A 24,088-nucleotide genomic window follows, 5' to 3' on the forward strand; every position below is an offset into this window, starting at 1 on the left:
AATGAGTATTATGAATATTAACTTCTATATAAAAGGAAGTCATCTATCATATATATATCTAAAAGATGCATTCGAGTAAATAATTTCATCAAATTTTTAATTATTGATAATAAAAATATTATTCTTAACTTAATCGTTTATTCCCCTCAATGACATTAAGCCCTTTGTATTTCATATCGCGAAAACATTTTTAGCTATTGAAATTCTAATTTGTAAATTGTGAATAATCACTAGTGTTGCATAAAAATAACGTAACCTTCGGTTATGAATTGAATTTTCTAAAAATTAATTTTCTGTATAAAAAAATTCCTTTATAATGGTTGGAGGTAGTAATACTCATCCAAATCCAAAAATAAAGGAACAACCTATGGATAAGTTTACTAGAAAATCATCATTTGAACAATGGATATCTCCTATTGATTTTAAAAAAATTTCAAAGAAAGTAACAATTCTTAATTTAGATCAATACACAAAGAAGTTAAACACATTATCTTTTATTAGGCTGCTATTATTTTCACAGTTAGTTGAAAGTGAAAGCTTAAGAGCTATAAGTGATAGTGTCTTTTCAGAAGAACTACAGAAAACCATTGGTTTTACTTCAATAAGCTACTCTCAATTAAGCAGGAAGTTAGCAGTAGTACCGACTGAAATCTTTCAAAATATATTTTTGAAGTTACTCGATCAAATTCACTGTAAAAATAATTTCAGTCAAAAGAGAAAATTGACAACACCTTTGAAGATAATTGATTCCAGCATATTACCGCTAAACTTACGGAATCATCGATGGGCAAAATTTCGTAAAACAAAATCAGGTGTCAAATTACATATGAGACTTGTTCATATGCCTGATTGCGATAGTTATCCGGATAATTTTTATATAACAAATGCTTGTGAAAATGACCAAAATCATCTAGAACTTTTTGTTGATTACAAAGAGTGTCTTTACGTCTTTGATAGAGGTTATGTTAATTATCAAAGATTTGATGAAATGACTGATGGTGGTTACTTTTTTGTATCACGTCTTCGTAAAAATGCAGTACATCGAGTGATTGAAACATTTGAAGTCAATGAAAACAGTCATATAATCTCAGATCAGATGGTTGTCGTTGGTACCACATTAAACAGAAGTGAAAACTATTTTAGAAGAATACTGGTAAAAGACTCATCAGGTAATGAATTAGTCTTAATCACAAATAGATTTGATTTATCTCCGGAGGAGATTGGTGAAATATATAAATCTCGTTGGTCGATTGAACTATTCTTCAAATGGATTAAGCAACATTTAAACGTTAAAACATTCTATGGCCATTCTGAAACAGCTGTAGCTAATCAGGTCTATATTGCGATGATAGTTTACTGCTTAAATGTAATTACTAAATTAAGTACAAATAGTAAAAAGAACATACTCCAAATTACACGGTTACTTAAAGCTTCAATATGGAAAAGTAGCCATCTGTGGATTCGAAGAATCAGTGATAGCGTACCTTAACACAAAGATATTTTATCGCTATGCCAATGGAAATTTTATAGTCAAAAAATGGATTATTACTACCTTTATTCAGGTGTTTTCAAATTTTAAATTTTCGAAGAAAAATTAGTTTCAGAAATTTCAGTCTTTATTTATGCAACACTAGTGAAATTCATTGATAATACAATTGCAAACTTCATTAAATAATTCATACTCAAATGGATGGATTCATTTATTTATACGCATAAAATTTCATATATTGATGCATATATATTGGATACTGTGCTTTAAAATCATCAATTGATGATGTCGTTATTGCAACAATTTTAAAATCTACATCTAATTGATAAGTCGCTTCATCATCTAATCCGATAGTTGCACGCGTGAGTTCTTTCATGACAGGTAATGATACTTGTTCACCTTGTGCTGCATGGATCAGTGGTTTGAGTTGCGTTGCATTTAAGTGATGAAAATCTTCTATTAGTAAGTCGTGTTTTAACGGACTTGCTAATGCTTCTGTAATAATGCCTTGATGGAATACAATATCTTCATCTTCTTTAACATATTGACCATATAGATTACCGCTTGTCCATATCGTATCTGCTGTGTAAATTTTTAAGTTATCTCTTTTAAGCTGTAGATATTTAATAGCAGTATCTACTCCGTTGAAATGTTCGGACAGACTGAATACATAGATCATCTTCCATGGCTTTGGCGCAACTTTAGGTTTGTGTGATGTTAAAGACTGTTGCAATGATTGATGTTGAGTTGATAGTCGATTGCTGGATTGTTGTGCATTTAATCGTTCATCATCCTGGTTATCTGACTGTTGATTACTGGAGTTATCCGTTTGAACTTTCATTTGCTTTTCCATCGTACTTCTTCTTGACGAATAATTTGCTGTATCAATCATTTGCTGGATAGTAGGTGATTGTATTGGTTCAAGGTCCGTTGATGGATTTAAACATGTATCGTACTGAACGCGTGTTATTTCAGTAACGGATTCATTCCACTTCTCATTCAGGAAATATTGTGCACGCAATTGTGGTTCTCGGTCTAGTTCATAGATTGTACGCGGTGTAATGTCTTCTATATATTTCATCTTCACGGCTGTACTGTCTGTTCTTCCCGGTATCGGTTGATTGCGCTGCATCCCTTCTACGACGATAGCAGTCCCGTATATTCCTCTTTCTGGCGTTATCTTGTAGATAATTACTTTATCACCTGGCTGCATCTGACCATAGTGTTTAAATCCATTACGATTCACGCCATTAATATTGCGCACATAGATTGTATATGTTTCATCCGCTTCAAAATCTATGTCTTCTTTCATTATGAAATAGCGGTTAATTTTTTCTTCATTTCTACCGACGCGCATTATCTTTTCATAATCTGCTTCAGTTAACGGATTAAGCAGTTGTTCTTTCATACCGTTAATCGTCAATTTAAGCGCTTCATCTCGAATTAAATATTCTTTCGTAAATGGCGCTAACTTTTCTTCATATTTAAAGTGTATCTTAATTTGGCCACGTCTTGGTTCCTCAACCTTTAAGACGGATCCCGCACCAAGTATCCCTATTTTATTCTGCACTTGATAGAAGATAACCTTATCTCCAGGCAAAGCTCGTTTAAATGCCGTATATCCTTCATTCGGATTAAAGTGTACTGTGGAATCGAATACTGAAACTTGGCCCATTAAATCTTCGAAATGATTAAATCTATTGTATCCACAATTCAACCAAAAGTAGTTCACAAATATATCCCCCTGTTTACTCAATTAATTTTATTATAGTAAAGATTGTATTGGTATGATAGCGTTTTATGTTAAAATTATAGCTTTTCACACGGATATGCACAGCTTTTATCAATAAGTTTATACTCATAATATGTTAGAATGAACTGTATCATAAATTTTATGATTCAAAGGAGAATAAATAATGTCTTTTAAGAAAAAATGGTTACTACCAGCAGTTGCTTGTACGGTATTACTTACAGGTTGCCAGAATAAAGTAAAAGAAAAACCAAAAGAAACAAGCACCGAAGAAACTGCACAAGAAAATGTTACTCAAGAAGCTCCTTCTATTAAAAATGCAAAAAAAATTAACGTAGCAGATTTCGGAGCTAAGCCTGATGATAACAAAGATGATACTGATGCTTTAACGCAGGCAATTGAAAAATCAAAAGAAGAAGCAGTTGAAGTTGTGATTCCAAAAGGTACTTATGATACGAATAAAACGATAGAAGTAAATGATATTAAAGGATTACATATTAAAGGTGAAGGTGCAATAATCAAACCGAAGAATCCTATGACAAATCCACCGGAATTTTATACGATGCGTCTGTCTTCAAATAAAGATGCATTATCTGAAATTGAAATTGAAGGTATTACAATCGATGGCAGTAAAAATCCTCAAGATCTATACTTTACGATGAAAAAAGCAGATGATTTCTATAAAACTTCGATGACTAAAGGTATTGCCATCACAAATACTAAAAGTTTATATATCCACGATATAAATTATAAACATATGTATGGTGGGTATGCGATATTTGCACAAGAATACCGAGATGTGAATATTAAAAATGTGAATCTTGAAGATGTCGGCGGAGATGATATTACCGATAGTTTCGGTATGGCCATTTATTTAAGCGGACATAAAGAGGATGCTGTCGTTAATATTGATAAAGTAGTCTCTAACGCTAAAACTTCAAAGCGTTCTAAAGAGTATATGGGCTGGATTGGTGTCGTATATGAAAACGGTACAATTCAGGATGCCAATGAAGATAACTGGCTGAAAGACCAGAATACAACGATCAATGTTACAAATTCTACATTCAATGATTATGAAACCACATTCCATGTAGAATCTACTTATGGTAATGTGTACTGGAATACTGATGATGTTAAGACACGTGCAAAAAGTTACTTCATTGCTGCCGGTGTGAACGGTGAATTACGTGAACGTTCAAATAACATAGAGGTGAACTTATTACCTTTCGGACGAAATAAAATCGTTCATGGTGTTTATTACACTGAAGGTATGAAACCGAAGAATTATTCATTTGATATGTATAATTCAGTCGTAAATAACATTGAAATTGATGGCAAACGCTCACCGATATCGGCTGTTTACGCAAATAATACGACAGCAACATTCCATAATACAACGTTCAATGATGTATCAAATCGTTTAGTCGCTAATGGTACTGGTACTTTTATAGATAGTGTTGTGAACTTAACACAAGAAGCAAATAAAAATGAACTTGGTGAGTTCTCAGAAAGTACCCAAAAGATTAACCTAGAGAAAACAACAGTAAATGAAACACCGAATAAAACATCGGCACAACCAGGAAAAGTGCCTGATAAGCTGAAATCTACGAACAAACCTATACCAAAACGTGAGAATCCTCTTGCACCAGCTGATCTTGGTCGTGAAGTAGCACCATTGAAGGCTGAAGATAAATAAATAGTAATAAATACACGGAAAACTATAATTCCGTGTATTTTTTGTTAAGAGATTGTGTGCGAAACTGGCGTCAAATTTAATCTGATCTAGCTTACGTTAACGCACAATTAAACAAATTATCACTATATTTTTCCCGAAAAAAGAGCCCTCTAAAGGAGGTGCTGAACCCTTAATTTGAGACATAACAAAAAAGCATCTCAATTAGGCTGCTTGTTTTCGATATTCTATCGGAGATAAGTAGCCTAATTTTTGTTGAATTCTATTTTCATTATAATTCTTGATGTATTTCTCTACAATTTCTTTTACAATGTAATTAGAGCTATATCGCTCATTGTTTAAGTGGAATGTTTCAGACTTTAGCGAGGAATGGAAACATTCAATACAGGGATTATCAGCAGGTGTCGCTTTTCGCGACATTGATCTGATAATGTCTTTTTCTTTACATACTTCATAATAATCTTTAGAGGTATAAACACTTCCTTGATCGCTATGTAATATGCATCCCTTCGGGAGTTCTAATTGATTTAGAGTTTCTAAAACAAACTTCGTGTCTTGTTTATCGTTTATTGTGTAAGCGATGATTTCACCATTATATAAATCCATAATCGATGATAGATAAAGCATTGTATTACCATATGGTAAATAAGTTATGTCAGTTACCAACTTAGTTAAAGGTTTATCAGTTTTAAAATCGCGATTTAAGATATTATCTGTAATATAGTATGGTTTGCCCAATTTTTGTTCCTTTTTAGCTCTAGCTCTGCAATTCCAGTTATTTTTTTGCATTATTCTTTGAACACGCTTATGATTTATTTGCTTTTCAGAATCACGGTTAATTATGTTACAAATTTTTCGATAACCGTAGGTAAAATTATTGTCCCTGCATATTTTACCGATTTTTTCTCGAGATGATAATTACTATTAGTAACAAGATTTCTCCATCTGTAAAATGTTGAACGTGCTACTTGTAAAGCAGATAACAATATTTCTAGGTCATATTCACTTCTTAATGATTCAACCAATTCTACTACAATCTCAGGTACCAACTACTTTGTAATTCCATGTACTTTTTTAAGACATCTAACTCTGCATCTTTCCTTCTTATTTCTAATTTTAATTGTTCAATCTCATCGAGTTCTTGAATTCCCTTAGAATAACTATATTGTTTTCCAACTTGTTGATCGAACCGATGTGTTTCTCCATTTCTGTACCATCTCCACCATGTTTCAACTTGGGTTTTATTTCTAATATTTAATTCATCCATTATTTCTTTTGTACTTAAGCCAGCAGCTTTGAGTTCTACACATTTCCATTTAACTTCACTTGAATATGAAACTCTCTTCATAATAAAAACACTCCTATCAAATTCATTTTAATATGAATTCAACAAGAGTGCTTTTTTATTTTTGTCTCACTAAATGGGGTCAGTTCCAGGACTCTTCAAACTTATTCTGCTTTCTTATCGCTTCTTAATAGCATTGCGATTAAACCTACTACAAATGACAGTATAAATTTCTTTATCATATAAACACTCCTACCAGGTATTCAATAACCATTGCATTATTAAACTTATACCCGCTACAACGAACCATACACTTGCTCCTAATAAGACCGGCTTTATTCCAATTGCGCGGAATTGTTTAAGGCTTACCGATAACCCGATACCGGCCATTGCAATGCTGATCATAAAGGTTGAAAGCAATTTAATGTATGTTATGATCTCATTCGGTAAATTAATAACTGAAGTTATCACACTTGCCAACAGGAAATAAAGAATAAACCACGGGAATACTTTCTTGATGCTGAACGCTGTCTTTTCTCTTTTCCCTATTTGTAATGCTACAAGTATGAGGCAGACCGGTATAATCATTAACGCTCGGACAAGTTTGACGATTGTCGCAGTGTCACCAGCTGTTTCAGAATAGGCATATCCTGCTGCCACCACACTACTCGTATCATTTATCGCTGTCCCTGCAAAATGACCAAACCCAATATCGCTTAAACCTATTGTATGACCAATAACAGGAAAAAGAAATACTGCAATGATATTAAATAAGAAGATGGTCGATAACGAGAATGCGACTTCATCTTCTTTAGCATCCACTATCGGACTAGCTGCTGCAATAGCGGATCCTCCGCAGATGGCCGTTCCTACACCGATTAATGTTCTAATATTTTCTCCTATGTTCATAACTTTCCCTAACCATATACTCACAAGTAAAGCTGCCGTTATCGTTGTCAGTGTAATGGGTAATGAAGACATACCCATGTCAATGACGACTCTTAAATTAAGCGTAAAACCCATGGCGATAATGGCATACTGCAATATCTTCTTTGATGCAAATTTAATACCCGGTTGATATTTATCTGGCAGCTGAAATGTATTACTTATTATAATGCCAAGAATGATACTAAAGATGATACCACCTATAATTGGAAAGAATTGACCTAGTATTGTCGCAATTACGGCAATCATACTACATAAGATAACACCCTGCCACTTCATACGATTCGCTCCGGATAATAGATTGTCATCGTTCCAAGAACAATGCCTTCACCAATATTGGTATATACATGTGGAACATCTGCATCAAAGCGTAGTGCCGTATCTTTTTCTATTTGATAATCCTCATTCTGCACTTTAAGATTGAGCATGCCCTGATAGATCATTATATATTCTTCAGTCCCTGTTTGATGTGCTTCTGCAGCAAATACGCCACCCGGTTCAATTTCAAACTGATACATTTCGAATGGGCGACCACTTTCAAAAGGATAGAATGGATATAAACGATATCTTCCGTCATCTCCAGTGATTTCCATCAATTCTAACTTTTTCTTTATATCTACTTTTTGATCGGGTGACTTAATTAATGCCATAAAACTTATCTTCAATCCATTCGCTATCTTCCATACCGTCGTAATTGATGGAATAGAATCTCCTCGCTCGATTTGCGACAGCATCGTCTTGGATACACCTGAGCGACGCGATACGTTATCTAATGTTAAACCATTGTCAGTGCGATACATCTTTAAATTATGTGCAACAATATCATGTATTTCCTTCATACCCATCACCCGCTTTATTTTATTAAATACATTATAACCAACATATAATAAATGTTAAAGTCCTTTCTCATTTGAAACAGAACATACGTTTGTGTATAATAGATACATCTTTTAAATAAATGAGGTTTTATTTTGATATTATCCGCTTTAGCTCTAACAGTAAATTTCAGTATGTTTCAAACTGATATGCCAAAAATCAATGCAACGTTTGATCGTGCCATTGATGGTGATACCGTTTCTATAAAAGTAAATAACCGAAAAAAGACAGTCAGATTACTGCTTGTTGATACGCCAGAATCGAAGAAGCCTAACACACCAGTACAACCCTATGCTATTGAAGCTGCACGTTTTACAGAATCTCTCGTAAAAACTTGTGATTTAAAGATTCAGTATGACACTAAAGGAAAAAGAGACCGTTACGGCAGAGATTTGGTCTATCTATATTGTGGGAATACGATGATTAACGAACTGCTAGTTCAACAGGGGTATGCACGCGTAGGTTACGTTTATCAACAGAAAGATTATTTAGACAGACTGTTACAAGCCGAAAAAAAAGCAAAACAGCAAGGTTTAAAAATCTGGTCTATTAAAGGTTTCGTTAATACTGATGGAGAGGGATTTAATAGTACAGCTGAAGAACGAAAAGCAGAAACAGATATAGGTCTTCAAATACGTGAAGCCTTGCATAGAATATTGGATGCTGCTATCGATGGTTTGATTAAAGGAATAAAAGAAGCATTGGGCTAATATTTAAATGATATCTGAAATAGATTAAAATGAAGTTAAATCCAATGAAAACTTAGGAGGATATTATGTACTTACTTAAATTTATCAGTCCAAATAACATTCAAAATATCGGACTTTTCGGCCACGAAAAACAACTTATCGAATGGGTAGAAACAATACCATTTGTAACAAAGCATAATCTTTATGATTATGAAATTAAGCACGATGCACTTCCAACCTACTATGAACATCATCATAACGGAAGTATTTATCCGCTAACAAATCTATCACATGAAGGTGATGTAGAAATTTTTTGGGAAGAGATTCCTGTTATGAATCAACAAGGTATGATTGAAGGTACGACCTTAATCGATAACTATTACATTAATCACCACTCAATAAAAAAATTTATAGAGTCATGCGAAGCATTACGAAAAGAGATTATTGAATACTGCGAAGCTCAAAATATTGAATATATAGAACGGGGGTTCGGCTCTGAAGACGGTGCGTATATTTCATCCTCAGACCACTTCTTCATCCATCTAGATCCAGCAACAATTATAGAGCGAAAAAATTATGACAGTATCGAACAATTTATTTTAGCTAATTAAGAAATAATCCCCCTTGAAATTCAGTCGGTGAATTTCAAGGGGGTATTTATAACTCAACATTTGAAACGGCTATCACTTGAAACCCTTACAACAAAAATAAAATCATCCTAAATCCAAGAATGGTTTACGGATGATTTTCTCATTTTGATTGAATGCCTTACTACAAATCCGACATAATCTAATGTATGAATTGATATCTGCTCATTTGAGATAAAGTAAGTGTTCTATAACCCACAACACCTGAAGGCGTTAAATAATTCGTCTCTGAAACCATAATCGTTCCATCAGCATTTACACGTTCAACAAATGCAACATGACCTAAGGGACCGTCAGTAGTTGTCGCCAATGCACCAACTTCTGGGATGTTGTTCACTGTATAGCCATCTTTACGCGCACCAGCCGCCCAATTGTTAGCATTCCACCAATATGTAGAAATCCCTTTTCCAATTGCTGCACGTTTGTTAAATGCATACCAGGTACATTGCCCATAATCATATAGATTAGGATGTGAAAACACTGGTGTTACTGTCACCACAGGAGTCGTTACAACTTTAGATGGTGCTTTTTGTACCCCACTAGTCGGAATTGTTGCAGGGACTGCATTTCCACTTACAATTAATCTTTGATTTGAGTATATAATATTTGATGAAAGATTATTCCATTGTTTAATACTCTGCACTGTAACACCATATTGATTTGCAATTTTCGCTAAATATTCACCATGCTGAACAATATGCACTTTAGCATTTACTGATGATGTTGATGTTGTATTTCCAGCTGCAGATACTTTTAATTTTTGATTAGGGAAAATTAAATATCCTGATAAATTATTTAACTTCATAATCTGCGCAACAGTTGCATTGTATTTTGCAGCGATAATCGATAAACTTTCACCTGATTGAACAATATGTATATTGCCTGTAGCTGTTGTACTTTGTGGACGGCTCACATTTGTCGTTGTATTTGTCGTATTTGTTCGTGTTACTTCACCCGATACCTTTAACGTCTGGTAAGGAAAAATCAAATTTGATGATAATTGATTTAACGACTTTAACTGATCAATTGAAGTCCCGTATTGGTTGGCGATAGACCATAATGACTCACCTGGTTGAACTTTATGCTCTGCTGCTTGTGCATGATGTGAATAAGTAGCAACCGCAGCTGATGCAGTTGTAGCCGCGAAAATTATTTTTTTCTTCAAATTTTGTTCCTCCTAGCCTTACTTTTTCAATAAATCTATTATTGCATATTTATTGTTCTTTTGACATTACAGTTTTCTTTCAATTGCTTATTTATTAATAAGTAATAATATTTATTTGTAATACGAACACTTTTTGTACAAAGTTATGTTGAACTGAATTATATCAACACTTCCAGGTGTTCGGTGCGTAAATGAAATAAAAATTCTTTTTATTATTTTCGACAATTTTCATATTTTACTTAACAATTATAATTTGGTTTGTCATGTTAATAATACATTGATATATCAACGTTTGAAAACGCTTTATAACATATAGTTAATTAAATAATATATTCAGTTTTACATTGTAACATAACTGTAACAAACCGTTGTAAATTTAGAATTTTCAGTAAATTAATGATTTTTTTCGACAATTTTTTTCATTTTTTACGAATAGTCTAAAATCATGTAATAATTAATTATATGTTAGAATAAAATAAAAACGCATACTAAAGGAATGATCAGATGAAACCGGAAGCACCTCGCTATAATTTCAGAGATATTAAAGAATTGAAATTCGGTGAAGAAGTAGGTAACTCGGTATCTCATGGTGTACCAGCATTGCTTATTTTATTCTCCTTACCTTACTTTGCAATCAAGACGTATATCGAACATGGCTCAACATTTGCATTTGGTATCAGTGTATTCTTAATCAGCATCTTCCTGATGTTCTTATCATCAGCGATCTACCACCTCATGCCTCCTAAATCAATTCATAAATATGTGATGCGCATTATCGATCATGCTTTAATTTATATCGCTATTGCAGGAACCTATACACCTGTAGCTTTAAGTTTAGTGGGTGGTAAGTTAGGTATCAGTATTATGATTATTGAATGGGTCATTACGATTGCAGGTATTGTTTACAAATCAACCGCAAAACACGTTAACCCTAAAATCAGTCTTGCAATCTATCTGATTATGGGGTGGTTAGGTATCCTCTTATTTCCGGCGCTCATTACAAAAGCGAGCTGGTTGTTTATTACCTTTATCGTTTTAGGTGGTGTGATGTATAGTGTGGGCTCATGGTTCTATGCTCAAAAACATCGTCATTACTTCCATATGATCTGGCATTTCTTTATCCTTGCCGGTGCACTTTGTCACTTCGTCGCATTACTTTATTTTATTCAGTGATCCTTAAAAAAATAAAAACGTCAGATTAATTTCTGACGTTTTTTGATTTTTATAATCATATATTCTATTCTGCAATTATCTTTCCGCTTTGAATATAAACTTTATATGTCTGCAATAATTCTTTTGACTGAATATCAATCGCTTTCACTTTATAGTACTTTCCACCTAAATCTTCCTGAATATCTTTACCGTTTATCGGTTCAGCACCGACAATTGCGATATCCATTTCAGAATAATAAGCTTCTACCTTTTTACGGTATTTATCCGTTGCCATTTGAACAGCTTGCGGTAAGCTTTTCACTTTTACTTGAGCAGCGACCGGCTGATCTTTTAACTGATAAGCTGCTTTAATCGTACAAGTGATGCATCCATTATCCGCTGCTTGAGGTAAAGAACCTGCACTCACCATTGCATTATATGCATTGCGTAACTGTGTATCACTTACACCTTCACAACTTGATTGCAATCGTGTTTGAATACACGTCGTTGCGTCACCTTTCGCTTGTTGTGTTGATGGCTTAGGTGTTGCTGAAGGAGTTTTTGGTGATGCTGGTGCAGTATTTTGTACATCAAAAATGGCTTTATCATTAAAGTCATATAACTCCATTTTCTTTGATTGTTTATTATAATAGAAATCAAATACTGTAATGACGCGTTTCAATTGTCCACCTGTAGCATTTGATGATAGCGTACGAGTAACGATGGCATGCGCATATCTATTTCTAACATCAATTTGATCTATACTCTGAGCGGTAATACGATAGTTATCAAAACTACCTGTCGGTAATTTCGCTAAAATATATGCTTCGGCTTTAGAGTTAGATTTTATAAAAGGACGGATCATACTGTAATTACGTTGATTAAATGCATTTGGCATTGCATTTAAATAATCCGTCATCGTTTGATGTGTCAACTGTTTTAAGTTCGCCGTCGTTTCATTTGTATTCGTCACTTTAGCTTTAGTAGATTTTTTTGTTCGTTTTATTTTTTTCTTTGATTGTGCTTCTTTGTTTTTTTCTTTATCCGACTGCGCTTCACTAGATGGTTCTTCCGTTGTTGTTTCCGGACTGTCTGACTTCACTTTTGATGTTTCGGTTGATTTCGTTTCTTCTTTGTCCTGCTGCGCATTATTACATGCCACAAGCACAAATGACAACAATACTGTCAATATTAATTTATATATACGCACGACTACACCATCCATTCAGTTATTTTCCTCTATTTTACCATAGAAGTGTATGAGTACTCTAAAAAAGCAAACTATCATCACTAAAATTTCTTTCAAGATTATCAATTTATTTACATAAATATTTACATAAAACCCCTACAAATATTTGTAGGGGCACCACTTATTTTAGTTTTTCAACATATTCTACTTCTTTTTTATTTGTTGATAAATGAAATGCAACTTTCACATTACCTGATTCATTCTCATAGATAACGCGCGGGTCATTAGTATTTTCTAAAAATTCTTTATTAGGTTGCCCGTAGAATGCAAGAACATCCTGATACAACATGTATGGAGGTACAATGATCATATCCTGTGCCGTTTCGGCACCTGTACTCTTATCGTCTAATTGTTTATTAAAATTGATACCGGCATTGCCGAAGATGTAATATTTCTTTTGGTTAATCGTTGTATGATCTGAGAAGTCTCCAAACTTATCCTTAATCACCTGGAAACTCATTTGTTCAGAAATACCGCCAGCAAATCGATTATTATCTAGGAAAAATTCATTTTTAAAATTTGTAGATAAAACATCGATAACAACACCGTTGCCCTTTGTATTTTTTTGAGCTTGTGATTTATCGTTAACCTTAAGTTCGCTATTATTCACGTCTGAAATTTGTGTGATCATCATTTGCTTTAATGAAGGATCATAGGCAAAGTGAAAAACAGTTTCAGAGTATGTTCTGCCGTTCGTTGCGTAATTAGATATTTCTTTACCCACAAGTGCAACATATTCATCTTTTTGCGTTGTAATCTTATCAATTGTAGTACTATATACTTCCATATTTGTATAATTCCCACTGCTAATTTCTTTCTTCAATTCTTTTTCAGCGATTGAGCCTTCTTTTACAGTGGATTTGAGGAGATTGTAATTACTTTTATTATATGCATCTGCATAGCGATCAAAAAAGTGTTTCACTGCTGAATTGACCAGCATAATATCATCTTTTTTCGATCCAGACCATTGGTATAGATATTGAGATTTTCTTGCACTTTTTGCACTGATGATTTTTTCTTCCTGGTTACTGCAACCTGTTGTAAACAATAAAAATACACACGCTAGTACGCCTAGTATATATTTCAAATCCCTCACCCAATCTATTATGTTATCTTCTTCATTATATGTTATGTCGAATGAATTTGAAATATTTATTTTACAATATTATCTATATGAAATAAAATTAACTATTATTTTCATTTCATGATAAATCTAATTTAAATTATTTTAATAAATCGTATAAAGTAATTAATCCAATAAGTTTTCCATCTTTATTACCCGTGTCTGTAATCAAGACCGCTTCTAACTTTTCATTCTGTTCATTGTAAGACTTAAACATACTTACAACTTCCATTTCGGTTGCACCTTCTCCAACAAATGCAGCACGTTCTTTCTGTTCATATGTCATTACTGCAGACAATTTAATTGTACTGATATCTTTCTGATGATTTGCGGCAAAATATCGGGTAATACCTGATTCAGTAAGTAAACCTACATAAGTCTTGCCATTATATATCGGAAACTGAGTGAACTTAGAAGTATTAATTTGAGATAGCACTGTTGTAAGCAAATCATTAATATGGAACGTTACAACCTTTTTCGTTGCTTTTTCAATGGCACGCGTCGGATGTAGCAGCATTTCTGCAATAAGTTCAATTTCCTTTACGACGTCTTCATGTGGTTCTGCGATAACGCGATTGTCACCAAGTCTTGTATTGTGAACAATCGCATTACGTAATTCAGCAAACTGTTTCAGATCATCTTTATACTGTGCTACAACCTTATCTTTTAAGACGGCGTAATCGACTAATCGTGAAAATGATGCATAGCCTTTATTTAAATTATACTGCGTTAAATATCTTTCAATCGTATTAAAAGCATTCAGAAATTTCTCTGCTGTAGTCATAATAAACCTCCTGATTTAAATCATACAATTTAATATCAATTAGAACTTAATTATTATTTTTTTATATAATTAATTATTGTATTATTCAAAGAATTTACATGGTATATTTAATTTAATATGAAAGGGGGATACATATTGAATGCGCTAAACAACTACGAAATCTTCGACCGCTTTAATCATAGATGGACATGTTCTATTTACCAGAATGACATGTATCATGAGGCCCCTTCATTTATGCGTCTCCGTTGTAGAAAACTCAATTATGATCGTATTATGGAAACAAATAATGATGAATTGACATTATTACGTCTTCTACGCTACATTACCCTTTATTTAGATGAGTTACAATATATAAGCCATAATGTATATAGATTATCAGATGTATCACCTATTCCAAAAGATCAGCTATTATAATTAACTAATAAAACCGTGTACAGCAATTGCTGCACACGGTTTTATTCGTGATGTTTAACCTCTTCAAAATATGCATTGTCCGGATTATTTTTCTCCAGATGTTCGATTTGAAGGGTTGAGTGTTTTAAATTGTATTTATCAGCTAAAATCATTGAGAGTTCATTGATGACCTGGTAGTTCTTATCATCTGTTGAAGGTTCAACAACAACGTGCGCTGTAATTGATGGATGATCAGTTGTAATCGACCATAGATGGAATTCATGTACATCAACAACTGCCGGATGATTTTTCATCGTCTGGATGATTTCATCAGTATCTAATCCGTCTGGCACACGCTCCATTAAAATCCCCCAGGTATTTTTACAAATCTTATATCCTCCGCGGAAGATGATGATTGAAATGATAATACTTAAAATTGGGTCAATTAAAGTCCAATGCGTAAAGTAGATGATGATCACTGCAACAATAACGCCTACTGAATTTAATAAGTCTCCAATAAAATGCCAAAGCGCACTTTGCACATTGATATTGTCTTCACCTTTTAATGAACGGGTTAAAATGATTGTTAAGATAATATTGACGATAAGTCCGATTGTAGAAATGATAAGCATTAATTTTACATCAACTGTTTGCGGATGTAAAATACGCATAATCCCTTCGTATGTGATACCTAATGCAATGACGATAAGCGCTAAACCGTTAAGTAATGCTGCTAATATTTCTAAACGTAAATATCCAAATGTATATTTAGCTGTCGGTGCTTTTGAAGCGAAGTAAATGGCAAGCATCGATAATCCTAGTGCTAATACATCACTCATCATATGCATCGAGTCAGACAGTAATGCAAGTGAGTTAGATAATATCCCTCCGACAATTTCAACGATTGTGAAGAATAATGTAATGTAAAGTGACGCCCATAGTGTGCGTTTTGAACCTTGCTGATGTTTTAAATGTTCAACGTGATGAAAGTATGTTGGACTTTCTAATTGTTTTCTCATAAGTATCTTCCTCTTTTATTGATTTAATATTTTAGCGTTCTCATATACAATTTGACCACCTAAGTGACCTGCATAAGCAAGTAATGCACTACCGATAATTGCAATGATGATAACCGCGATATAGATTTGTTTTTGATATTTTGCGTTGAAGTGTGTGAATGCTTTTAAAGCAACAGCTAGACCGAACATAATCATAGCATTTCTAGCCATGTCTTCGTGCTGATGAATTAAGTTTTCAACTTCACCAAAGTGCATTTCTGCAAAGCGTTCACCGCTATCTCCTGTTAAGAAAGCAACAACTCCGCTGACAAAACCTAACACAAGCAATATTGTACCGGCTAAGTTTAACTGTTTTCTATATTTTAATGAAACGATTTCAAATAAGGTTCCGACAAGTAATAAAGCAATTGGAAAGTGTACGACTAATGGATGTAATGGCATAATGTGAATCCTCCTGTTTTCTTATAGTTTGTTTTTCTATAGCCATAAGATAACAAGTGAAACTGACATTAAACTGACATTATTAATTTATTTAAAAGTAATGATAAATTTTAAACCGTTATCATTTTTAACTGAAACATTCGCCTGATGTTGATCCATGATTTCTTTAAATAATGCTAACCCAACACCTGAACCTGTCTTTGTTGTGTCTCCTCTATAGAAACGTTCGAACAGATGAGGTAAATCACTTCGCTTTACACCCGGTCCATTGTCACTAAATATTAAGTGTTTATCACGTAGTGTGATCGTAACGGTAGGATGATTGCCATACTTTATCGCATTCTCAAATAATATTGAGATTGCCTGTTGTAGCCGTTGATGGTTACCTTTAATTATCGTATGGGATTCAATACTACTTTCGATTGTTAAGTCCGTTGTTCTGTTGAAGTACCCAATTGATTCTATCAGCAATGTACTCAAATCAATATCTTCAATTTGTATAGATTGATCGAGCCGTGTTAAAGCAAGCAAATCTGTGACTAGTAAATTCATTCGATTTATTTCCTGTTTAATATCACTAACCATTTCTTTACCCACATCTGATAAGGCATCACCGTCAAACTGTTCTATCACTTCGGTACCTGCTTTAACAACAGCAAGCGGGGTCTTTAATTCATGGGAAGCGTCCTGCACAAATTGCTTCTGTCGTTCAACAGCATATTCTAACGGTGCCATCGCTTTCTTTGAGAAGAAATAAGTCATGAGTAGTATTAAGAAGATATAGATAATTGTTAAACCAATTAATACATTTTTCATTTGTGATAAACCATGATAACTTTCAGTCGTTTCAAATATTGTATAGATATATACAACTTCTTTATTGTACAGTTTAACCTTTTTACTTGAAATGAAGAAATGTTCATTCATCAAATTCATATAACGATGCTGATATTCTGATTCACTTTTTAATCTTTGATTAATATTTTGAATTAATGTTCCGTCATATTCAGGCTGTTTAATGATTTTATGATTTTTCGTGATGAAATAAAGCTGGTTACTCTTGCTATCATTATCATTCGCTAAGTAAAGATGATAGCCATCTTTTTCTTTTTTGAAGTGTTCTTTAAACTCTGTCGATAGAATGTGGTCAGATTTTAATTCAAGTTGATATTGAATACTAGATGCTGTACTTACGTAAGTAATAATCGAGAAAGTGACAAGTAATATAAAAATGCACGATGCAAAAAGGATATAAAGACTACGTTGTTTAGGATGGATCATGTGTTAATGTATACCCCATATTTCTGACCGCTTTTATTTTATACGGCTGAATATCCGTACCTAATTTCTGACGTAAACGTTTGATCAGTGTTTCTACATTATTGTCACTTACAATTTCATCGATTGACCATACTTTATCAAGTATCATATCTTTAGGTACGATACCTTCGTACTCCATGAGTAAGACAAGTAACGTATATTCTTTGTGCGTCAGATTAATATCGTTGTTACGAATGCGCACTCTTTGTTTAATGGTATCCACCGAAATAGGACCAACTTCAAGGATGCTCGTCACTTGGCCAACACTTCTTCGATGTAATGCATTGATTCTCATATTGAGTTCTTCAAATTCAAATGGCTTTACAATATAGTCATCTGCACCCGTTTCAAAGCCTGAAATCTTATCTTCCAGTTCTCCTTTAGCAGTCATCATGATTATTGGTGTAGTAATATGTTGTTCTCGTAATTGTTTCAAAATATCTATACCTTGAACATCTGGTAACATCCAGTCTAAAAGAATGATGTCATAACGATTTGTTGCTGCATAATCTATTGCATCTTCACCTGAAGTAAGCCAGGTAACAACATTATTTTGTTTCATCAATAATAAACGCATCATTTTACCTAATCGTAAATCATCTTCGACTAATAATATTTGCATGATACCCTCCTATTGATTTGAAACAAGCTGATACATCGTTTTAAGCTGTCCTAAATGTAGCGTCATATGATTGGCAGCAAATTCGATATCGTCATTCTTAATACTTAGTTCACCACGATCGCAAATACCACCAAGCAAGCGTTTTGTCTGTATAGTGAGCAATAGTTTTAACGTATCGAAAGAAGGAATATCTTCATCAAAGTCATCAGGACTCGTTCCGGATTTAAAGTATTTTGCTAATCCGGCAATTTCAGTATTAACATCGTTCGGTATTAAACGATATTCATTTTCTACAATGACATGTCCAACCATCCAGTAAATATTGTTTGGTAGTCCGTCAATTGTCGTCTTCGCTTCATCTTCTGTAATCGGCTTGACCAGTTCGGTGATTTGCTGTTCGTGATGCACATATTCCTCACCTGCAGTACCACGTACGCGATCATCAACACCTAAAACAGTTAACATATCGTTTGTTTTTTCCTGTTTTTTCTTGAATATATTAAACATTATCGTTCTCCTATGCATTTTTTATTTAGTGTATCAAGTAAAAATGTATTGTGCTACATTATTGTACTGATAACGATTATTAGTAATTAAGTATATACAAAACAAGTCCGATATCTTGTCGATATCGGACTTGTTTATTGGTGATGGATGGACGAAATTGGTGATCCCCCAATTTCGGGCAGGATTTTGTTGCTGAAATTGGTGATCCCCCAATTTCGGGCGGGATTTTGTTGCTGAAATTGGTGATCCCCCAATTTCGGGTGGGATTTTGTTGCTGAAATTGGTGATCCCCCAATTTCGGGCCGGATTTTGTTACTGAAATTGGTGATCCTCCAATTTCGGGCCGGATTTTGTTGCTGAAATTGGTAATCCTCCAATTTCGCAACCTCTTTCTATTTCACTTTCTTCGCAAGATCTGTAATGTAGTTAAAGAAACCGTCATGATCAACGTCATATACGACATTTACTGGTCTTCCATTTTCCATTTCATACGTTCTACCTTGACTTGGCCCTTCAGTATAAACACCTGATAATATTTCTTTGGATTTTACAAGTTCAGGTTTACCGACAGATGCTGTTGTTAACACATCCCATAAGAAGTATGTTGAATTCGTTATAAAATGAACTAATGGCGGTACAACTGCATAGCTCACACCTAAGAAATCAACACCTGGATATTTACGTTCGTTCGCCCACATTTGACGAATTGCAGGTGTGAGTGGTACTTGATTTGTACTTTCTAGTGCTACCATATCAATCTTGATATCAGCATCAAACACGACACCTACCGCTTCAGGATCCCAGTAAGCATTCCATTCAGCAGTTCCGTCATGTTCAGGTTCATGTACGTTACCGTCTGGTAAATACGTACCACCCATCCAAACAAGTTTTTCGATTTTTTCAGTAATCTTCGGTTCTGTCTTTAATGCTTCAGCTAAATCTGATAATGGACCAGTAAATAATAAAGTCGTCTTTTCTTTTTCTTTTATCACCGCATTGATTAAGTGTTCGTGTGCTGGAACATCAGATAGTGGTGCGTCAATTGAACCTTTTTCATTCAGAATTGGTAGTGCATCCATAAAGAATGCATGCATACGCCAGTCTTTCGGAAAAGGATTTTTACCGCGAATGATTGACTTTGCCGTTTCTAATTTACCATCGCCAAAGCGGTCAATAATCTTTCGTGATGCATAAGTTGCCGGCTCAATATAGCAATCCGCGTCTATAACACTCACACCTGTTAACTTTACAGAATCCATCTGTAACAATAAAAATAGTGAAATTAAATCATCCACGCCACCATCGTGATTAAAATACACATTTGTTTGCTTCATAATAAAAAGACTCCAATCTATTTAATAATATTCCTCATTATAAGATGAATAAGGAACTTATTTCAATAGCATTGAAGTCTTATTGATGACAATTTATAAATTATCCGAAATAAAGTGCTGCAAATAATACAAGCAATATAAAATCAAAGATATGACGGAACATATTCTCACGCCATGCGTTGCGGTCTAAACTATCCAGTAGTCCAAGTACGAGTAAAGCTGCAAATGAACATACGATTAACATATTAAAGTTCATATCTGTAATTAAACGGATGATGATTAATGCTACAACGGCAATATTTAATATATTATACATGCGACCCCAAACTGTTGTTTCTCCAGTTCTATTCAAGTTGTTCACCTCTAAATGTTTGTTACGATACACTATAACATCAAACGCTATGTTGCTCTAGTTATACGCTTATCCCAATTATTGTTTATTCAATCTTGCTACGTGTGCTACGTTTCTGTTTTTACCGCGTTTCTTCGTTTTTCTTTTTACTTGTACTGGTTTCTTCTTTTTCACTGTTTGTGCTGGTGCCTGTCGTTGAACCTGAGATTGTCCTTGTTCAATATGGACTTTACTTTGTACTTCATTGCGCGTATGTCCGTTTAGCGTCCATAATCTTGCTGTATTTAATGCAGCTGCAATAAGTTCAGTGAGCTTTTCACGATCATCAAACTTAACGAAACCATTCTGCTCTACGTTATCAATATGTAATAGAATTTGTGCAGGTGTTTCGTTGGCACGTAGTCCAAACAGGATTGTATTAACAATTAATTTCCCTGTGTCTGTTCCCTGGAAATCTTCAGTGATTCCTGCTTCGATATATTCAACTAATTGCTTAATTTCTTGCGTCGGCTCAACATAGAAGTGTTCTGTATATAATTTATAATCTTCATATTCAGGAATATAATAATCTTTTTGTTCGGTTAATGCTTTTAAATCGATATCAATATTGCTAAGCTCTTTATGTTTAACACTGCCACCTTTAATCAGCGCTTCGTACTCAGGAATCACATCAATAACCTCTTCACGGATTTCATCTTCAGTCATTTGTACATTGAAATATCTTTCTTTTAACACTGCTAAATGCTTCAACGTTACAAAGCCATATAAATTCAATGCGCTGCGATAAAAATGAATCTTATCAATTTCTTCTTTAAATACTGGATGTGCTTGTTTATATTTAATAAAATGCGCTTTTACATCTTTCGGAATGAACAATAACTCAGTATCATCTGCATAAAATAAGAAAACTTCATCCGGTATATCATGATGATATACCATGTAGTTCTTCTCTTGTGCAGTAATATCATCTAACACGACTTTAAAATCACTATCATATGTTTTTAGCATCTTATCCAGCATTTGATCATCTGCAAAATAAGCTTCGGTAATTAAGCTGATTAAATCTTCTTTATTTTTAGAAGAGTAACCTTTAATCCCCAGGTTACGACATATATTTTTTAACGCTTCTTTAGATAGCGCTGATAGATACATATCAAGTGTATTGTTATTAAATTTTTCAGCTACTAATTTCTTTTTTTCTTCTTGTGCCTTGATGTCGATATTTAACTCGTTTGTCATAGTAAGTCCCCCACGGTTCTATAAGTTGTTGCTATCCTGTTTAAAAGCATTTATTTTTATTTATATTTATTCTATTTTACCAATGATTAAGTAAAAATTAAACTTTCTAATTTAACATATACATACATTTTAAATGTTTAAACAACATATTTATGATATTGTCACAATTCATTCCATCCAATATTTTGAAATGGTTGTATAATAAAGATGAGAATAATAGTAAAAATCGGGCATTCCTGCTCAATAAAATCTAAGGAGCTGTTCATATGAAAAATGTAAGTATCATCGGTGGCGGAGTATTGGGTAGCCAAGTGGCATTTCAAAGTGCATTCTTTGATTGCAATGTTGTCATGTATGCAAGAACTGAAGACTCAGTTAAACGTATTCAGGAGAAGTTAGCAAAGCTTGTACCGATTTACGGTGCTTATTTTAATAATCCCGAAAAAGCGCAAGCTGCACATGATGCCATTAAAATTTCTATGGATATGTCTGAAGTATTGGCTGATAGCGACGTAATGATTGAGTCTATCGCAGAAAACTTAGAAGCTAAACAAAAGTTGTATGAAAGCATCCAGGGTATCGCACCAGAGAAAACCATCTTCTTAACAAATTCTTCAACGATGATGCCAAGCGCTTTTCGTGATTTTACAGACCGTCCAGATCGCTTTTTAGCGTTACACTTCGCTAATTCTATCTGGCAAAATAATATCGCAGAAGTAATGAGCCACGATACAACAGATCCAAAATACAATCAAATTGTGATGGATTTTGCGAAACAGATTAACATGGTACCGATTCTAGTTAAGAAAGAACAACCTGGCTATATATTAAATTCTTTACTTGTGCCATTATTACAATCAGCTGAAATGTTACTTGCAAATGGTGTCGGTGACGTTGAAACAATTGATAGAACATGGATGATTGCAACAGGTGCTCCAGTCGGCCCATTTGCTATGTTAGATGTTATTGGTCTCACTACTGCTTACAACATCTCATTACAAGCTTCACTGAAAAACCCTCATTTACAAGGCGTCACTGATATGTTAAAAGCATATATCGATGCCGGTAAACTAGGTGTTGCAACAGGAGAGGGGTTCTATAAATATCCAAACCCTAGCTATAAAGCATCAGACTTTCTAAAAGGATAAATGTTTCACAGCCGAACATTGCGTTCGGCTTCAGATTGAAGAACAAAGAAAAAAAGCATTTGATCCGATTTTGCAAGAACAGTTAGAAAGATTTAAAAAGAAACACGGGATAAAGCCGAATGGCGATTTTAGAGAGCCTTTGATTTATCGTGAGGAAGAACAAAAATTAGCGATTTTAGGAGCAGTATCTAAAAATCATTCAAGAGGTAATGGCGAAAGAATGTACGGCGCTGAATATGGTTATAAAGTATTTATTAATGAGCGTGAAGTAGCGTTTGAAGGAAGAGTAAAAAGTAATAGCCCTGTGAAGTTCTTAGACCAGTTAAGAGCGAGTGCTAGAGAAAATAATGTATCAAATGTATTTGAAAGAAGTTTAGATGATATGAGGGCTTCAAACAAACAGAGACAAGCACAACAGAGAATGAGGTAGTTTTATGCCGTGAAAACTTTTGATATGGAGAAGACCCCTCAAGTACACTCAACGAAGTGTGCCCACAAGGGCGTTTTTTGCCCTGTGGGACATCTTTGGGGAGTTTGAGGGGTCAGAGGCTCCATGTCAAAAGGAAATTGGAATAAAATTTTAGTTATTTTCAATAATTTTAAATTTATATGCACCAGTATATTTATTACTTATTTCTAAACTATAATCTAGATTTTTTTCATGAGCTTGACTTGTTAATATTTCAATTTCTTTCCAATTGAAATATAATTGAGCTAAAACTAAAAATAGGGCTGTAATTATTATAACTAATAGTATTGTTGTTATTTCTAAAGTATAATTTTTTAAAATATGCATTTTTCCACCTCCTATTTTGAAAGGAATCTGTATGAAAATAAAATTATTATTATATTTTTCTTTAATATTA

Annotated in this window: 24 protein-coding genes and 1 pseudogene; 8 read left to right on the top strand and 17 right to left on the bottom strand. The window is 33.8% G+C overall.

The window, feature by feature from the left end; translation table 11 throughout:
* Positions 1–367: 367 nt before the first annotated feature.
* On the top strand, positions 368–1,489 hold the full coding sequence (locus KFV12_RS12085; protein ID WP_254256863.1) for an IS4 family transposase: 1,122 nt from the start codon (positions 368–370) through the stop codon (positions 1,487–1,489).
* Positions 1,490–1,700: 211 nt separating this feature from the next.
* Here the strand turns inward: KFV12_RS12085 and KFV12_RS12090 are convergent, their stop codons facing one another.
* Positions 1,701–3,221, bottom strand: a complete 1,521-nt coding sequence (locus KFV12_RS12090; protein WP_254256864.1) for an EVE domain-containing protein — start codon at positions 3,219–3,221, stop codon at positions 1,701–1,703.
* 184 nt (positions 3,222–3,405) lie between these two features.
* Between KFV12_RS12090 and KFV12_RS12095 the strand changes: the two genes are divergently transcribed.
* On the top strand, positions 3,406–4,935 hold the full coding sequence (locus KFV12_RS12095) for a glycosyl hydrolase family 28-related protein (RefSeq protein WP_254256865.1): 1,530 nt from the start codon (positions 3,406–3,408) through the stop codon (positions 4,933–4,935).
* 201 nt (positions 4,936–5,136) lie between these two features.
* On the opposite strand, the pseudogene KFV12_RS12100 reads toward KFV12_RS12095, so the two are convergent.
* The 3 genes and pseudogenes from KFV12_RS12100 to KFV12_RS12110 form a co-directional block, all read right to left on the bottom strand.
* Positions 5,137–6,283, bottom strand: a pseudogene (locus KFV12_RS12100) (IS3 family transposase).
* A gap of 186 nt (positions 6,284–6,469) precedes the next feature.
* On the bottom strand, positions 6,470–7,441 hold the full coding sequence (locus KFV12_RS12105) for a YeiH family protein (RefSeq protein ID WP_254256866.1): 972 nt from the start codon (positions 7,439–7,441) through the stop codon (positions 6,470–6,472).
* Positions 7,438–8,001 carry a helix-turn-helix domain-containing protein gene (locus KFV12_RS12110; RefSeq protein WP_254256867.1) on the bottom strand — a complete coding sequence of 188 codons (564 nt, stop codon included), beginning with the start codon at positions 7,999–8,001 and terminating at the stop codon, positions 7,438–7,440. The genes KFV12_RS12105 and KFV12_RS12110 overlap by 4 nt, the downstream gene beginning before the upstream one ends.
* A gap of 132 nt (positions 8,002–8,133) precedes the next feature.
* Here KFV12_RS12110 and KFV12_RS12115 point away from each other — a divergent pair, with 132 nt between their 5' ends.
* Both KFV12_RS12115 and KFV12_RS12120 read left to right on the top strand, forming a co-directional pair.
* Positions 8,134–8,748 (top strand): thermonuclease family protein, encoded by a 615-nt coding sequence (locus KFV12_RS12115; RefSeq protein WP_133447182.1) that lies wholly within the window; start codon positions 8,134–8,136, stop codon positions 8,746–8,748.
* A gap of 65 nt (positions 8,749–8,813) precedes the next feature.
* The gene (locus tag KFV12_RS12120) at positions 8,814–9,338 is read left to right on the top strand and encodes a hypothetical protein (protein ID WP_254256868.1); all 525 of its coding nucleotides are present in this window, start codon (positions 8,814–8,816) and stop codon (positions 9,336–9,338) included.
* Positions 9,339–9,516: 178 nt separating this feature from the next.
* On the opposite strand, the gene KFV12_RS12125 is transcribed toward KFV12_RS12120, so the two are convergent.
* Entirely contained in the window at positions 9,517–10,539 is a 1,023-nt protein-coding gene (locus KFV12_RS12125; RefSeq protein WP_254256869.1) for a LysM peptidoglycan-binding domain-containing protein, read from the bottom strand.
* Positions 10,540–11,043: 504 nt separating this feature from the next.
* Here KFV12_RS12125 and trhA point away from each other — a divergent pair.
* On the top strand, positions 11,044–11,712 hold the full coding sequence (gene trhA / locus KFV12_RS12130) for a PAQR family membrane homeostasis protein TrhA (protein WP_254256870.1): 669 nt from the start codon (positions 11,044–11,046) through the stop codon (positions 11,710–11,712).
* Positions 11,713–11,776: 64 nt separating this feature from the next.
* On the opposite strand, the gene KFV12_RS12135 is transcribed toward trhA, so the two are convergent.
* The 3 genes from KFV12_RS12135 to KFV12_RS12145 form a co-directional block, all read right to left on the bottom strand.
* Complete coding sequence (locus tag KFV12_RS12135) at positions 11,777–12,916, bottom strand: TcaA NTF2-like domain-containing protein (protein WP_254256871.1); 1,140 nt, start codon at positions 12,914–12,916, stop codon at positions 11,777–11,779.
* 145 nt (positions 12,917–13,061) lie between these two features.
* On the bottom strand, positions 13,062–14,027 hold the full coding sequence (locus tag KFV12_RS12140) for a TcaA NTF2-like domain-containing protein (protein WP_254256872.1): 966 nt from the start codon (positions 14,025–14,027) through the stop codon (positions 13,062–13,064).
* Positions 14,028–14,163: 136 nt separating this feature from the next.
* Positions 14,164–14,847 carry a CBS domain-containing protein gene (locus KFV12_RS12145; RefSeq protein WP_254256873.1) on the bottom strand — a complete coding sequence of 228 codons (684 nt, stop codon included), beginning with the start codon at positions 14,845–14,847 and terminating at the stop codon, positions 14,164–14,166.
* A 135-nt stretch (positions 14,848–14,982) separates the two neighbouring features.
* Between KFV12_RS12145 and KFV12_RS12150 the strand changes: the two genes are divergently transcribed.
* Positions 14,983–15,261: a hypothetical protein gene (locus KFV12_RS12150; protein WP_099577131.1), complete on the top strand. Its 279-nt coding sequence runs from the start codon at positions 14,983–14,985 to the stop codon at positions 15,259–15,261.
* A gap of 41 nt (positions 15,262–15,302) precedes the next feature.
* Here the strand turns inward: KFV12_RS12150 and KFV12_RS12155 are convergent, their stop codons facing one another.
* The 8 genes from KFV12_RS12155 to KFV12_RS12190 all read right to left on the bottom strand — a co-directional run bounded on the left by KFV12_RS12155 (position 15,303) and on the right by KFV12_RS12190 (position 22,074).
* Positions 15,303–16,259: a cation diffusion facilitator family transporter gene (locus KFV12_RS12155; RefSeq protein ID WP_239243079.1), complete on the bottom strand. Its 957-nt coding sequence runs from the start codon at positions 16,257–16,259 to the stop codon at positions 15,303–15,305.
* A gap of 15 nt (positions 16,260–16,274) precedes the next feature.
* The gene (locus KFV12_RS12160; RefSeq protein WP_111717152.1) at positions 16,275–16,700 is read right to left on the bottom strand and encodes a DUF2231 domain-containing protein; all 426 of its coding nucleotides are present in this window, start codon (positions 16,698–16,700) and stop codon (positions 16,275–16,277) included.
* Positions 16,701–16,787: 87 nt separating this feature from the next.
* Positions 16,788–17,981 carry a sensor histidine kinase gene (locus KFV12_RS12165; protein ID WP_254256874.1) on the bottom strand — a complete coding sequence of 398 codons (1,194 nt, stop codon included), beginning with the start codon at positions 17,979–17,981 and terminating at the stop codon, positions 16,788–16,790.
* Positions 17,968–18,642 (bottom strand): response regulator transcription factor, encoded by a 675-nt coding sequence (locus tag KFV12_RS12170; RefSeq protein ID WP_133424329.1) that lies wholly within the window; start codon positions 18,640–18,642, stop codon positions 17,968–17,970. Before KFV12_RS12170 ends, KFV12_RS12165 begins: the two co-directional genes overlap by 14 nt.
* Before the next feature lie 9 nt (positions 18,643–18,651).
* Positions 18,652–19,149 carry a DinB family protein gene (locus KFV12_RS12175; RefSeq protein WP_254256875.1) on the bottom strand — a complete coding sequence of 166 codons (498 nt, stop codon included), beginning with the start codon at positions 19,147–19,149 and terminating at the stop codon, positions 18,652–18,654.
* Between the two features lie 392 nt (positions 19,150–19,541).
* A complete protein-coding gene (locus tag KFV12_RS12180; RefSeq protein WP_436970149.1) occupies positions 19,542–20,483 on the bottom strand; it encodes a nucleoside hydrolase in 942 nt (313 codons plus the stop codon).
* Positions 20,484–20,583: 100 nt separating this feature from the next.
* Entirely contained in the window at positions 20,584–20,835 is a 252-nt protein-coding gene (locus tag KFV12_RS12185) for a hypothetical protein (RefSeq protein WP_099577123.1), read from the bottom strand.
* A gap of 78 nt (positions 20,836–20,913) precedes the next feature.
* Complete coding sequence (locus tag KFV12_RS12190) at positions 20,914–22,074, bottom strand: Rho termination factor N-terminal domain-containing protein (protein ID WP_254256876.1); 1,161 nt, start codon at positions 22,072–22,074, stop codon at positions 20,914–20,916.
* A gap of 266 nt (positions 22,075–22,340) precedes the next feature.
* Here KFV12_RS12190 and KFV12_RS12195 point away from each other — a divergent pair, with 266 nt between their 5' ends.
* On the top strand, positions 22,341–23,222 hold the full coding sequence (locus KFV12_RS12195; protein WP_239243083.1) for a 3-hydroxyacyl-CoA dehydrogenase: 882 nt from the start codon (positions 22,341–22,343) through the stop codon (positions 23,220–23,222).
* Positions 23,223–23,292: 70 nt separating this feature from the next.
* Positions 23,293–23,652 (top strand): hypothetical protein, encoded by a 360-nt coding sequence (locus KFV12_RS12200; RefSeq protein ID WP_254256877.1) that lies wholly within the window; start codon positions 23,293–23,295, stop codon positions 23,650–23,652.
* A 150-nt stretch (positions 23,653–23,802) separates the two neighbouring features.
* Here the strand turns inward: KFV12_RS12200 and KFV12_RS12205 are convergent, their stop codons facing one another.
* Positions 23,803–24,018, bottom strand: a complete 216-nt coding sequence (locus KFV12_RS12205; protein ID WP_188018003.1) for a hypothetical protein — start codon at positions 24,016–24,018, stop codon at positions 23,803–23,805.
* Positions 24,019–24,088 lie beyond the last annotated feature (70 nt).

Origin of the sequence: Macrococcus epidermidis (genome assembly GCF_024205965.1) — a bacterium.
Classification (GTDB): domain Bacteria; phylum Bacillota; class Bacilli; order Staphylococcales; family Staphylococcaceae; genus Macrococcoides; species Macrococcoides epidermidis.

Coding starts and splice junctions, on each gene's coding strand:
- KFV12_RS12085 (WP_254256863.1), top strand. CDS start 368: ATGGATAAGTTTACTAGAAAATCATCATTTGAACAATGGATATCTCCT.
- KFV12_RS12095 (WP_254256865.1), top strand. CDS start 3,406: ATGTCTTTTAAGAAAAAATGGTTACTACCAGCAGTTGCTTGTACGGTA.
- KFV12_RS12105 (WP_254256866.1), bottom strand. CDS start 7,441: ATGAAGTGGCAGGGTGTTATCTTATGTAGTATGATTGCCGTAATTGCG.
- KFV12_RS12110 (WP_254256867.1), bottom strand. CDS start 8,001: ATGAAGGAAATACATGATATTGTTGCACATAATTTAAAGATGTATCGC.
- KFV12_RS12120 (WP_254256868.1), top strand. CDS start 8,814: ATGTACTTACTTAAATTTATCAGTCCAAATAACATTCAAAATATCGGA.
- trhA (WP_254256870.1), top strand. CDS start 11,044: ATGAAACCGGAAGCACCTCGCTATAATTTCAGAGATATTAAAGAATTG.
- KFV12_RS12135 (WP_254256871.1), bottom strand. CDS start 12,916: ATGGATGGTGTAGTCGTGCGTATATATAAATTAATATTGACAGTATTG.
- KFV12_RS12145 (WP_254256873.1), bottom strand. CDS start 14,847: ATGACTACAGCAGAGAAATTTCTGAATGCTTTTAATACGATTGAAAGA.
- KFV12_RS12155 (WP_239243079.1), bottom strand. CDS start 16,259: ATGAGAAAACAATTAGAAAGTCCAACATACTTTCATCACGTTGAACAT.
- KFV12_RS12160 (WP_111717152.1), bottom strand. CDS start 16,700: ATGCCATTACATCCATTAGTCGTACACTTTCCAATTGCTTTATTACTT.
- KFV12_RS12165 (WP_254256874.1), bottom strand. CDS start 17,981: ATGATCCATCCTAAACAACGTAGTCTTTATATCCTTTTTGCATCGTGC.
- KFV12_RS12170 (WP_133424329.1), bottom strand. CDS start 18,642: ATGCAAATATTATTAGTCGAAGATGATTTACGATTAGGTAAAATGATG.
- KFV12_RS12175 (WP_254256875.1), bottom strand. CDS start 19,149: ATGTTTAATATATTCAAGAAAAAACAGGAAAAAACAAACGATATGTTA.
- KFV12_RS12180 (WP_436970149.1), bottom strand. CDS start 20,483: ATGAAGCAAACAAATGTGTATTTTAATCACGATGGTGGCGTGGATGAT.
- KFV12_RS12190 (WP_254256876.1), bottom strand. CDS start 22,074: ATGACAAACGAGTTAAATATCGACATCAAGGCACAAGAAGAAAAAAAG.
- KFV12_RS12195 (WP_239243083.1), top strand. CDS start 22,341: ATGAAAAATGTAAGTATCATCGGTGGCGGAGTATTGGGTAGCCAAGTG.
- KFV12_RS12205 (WP_188018003.1), bottom strand. CDS start 24,018: ATGCATATTTTAAAAAATTATACTTTAGAAATAACAACAATACTATTA.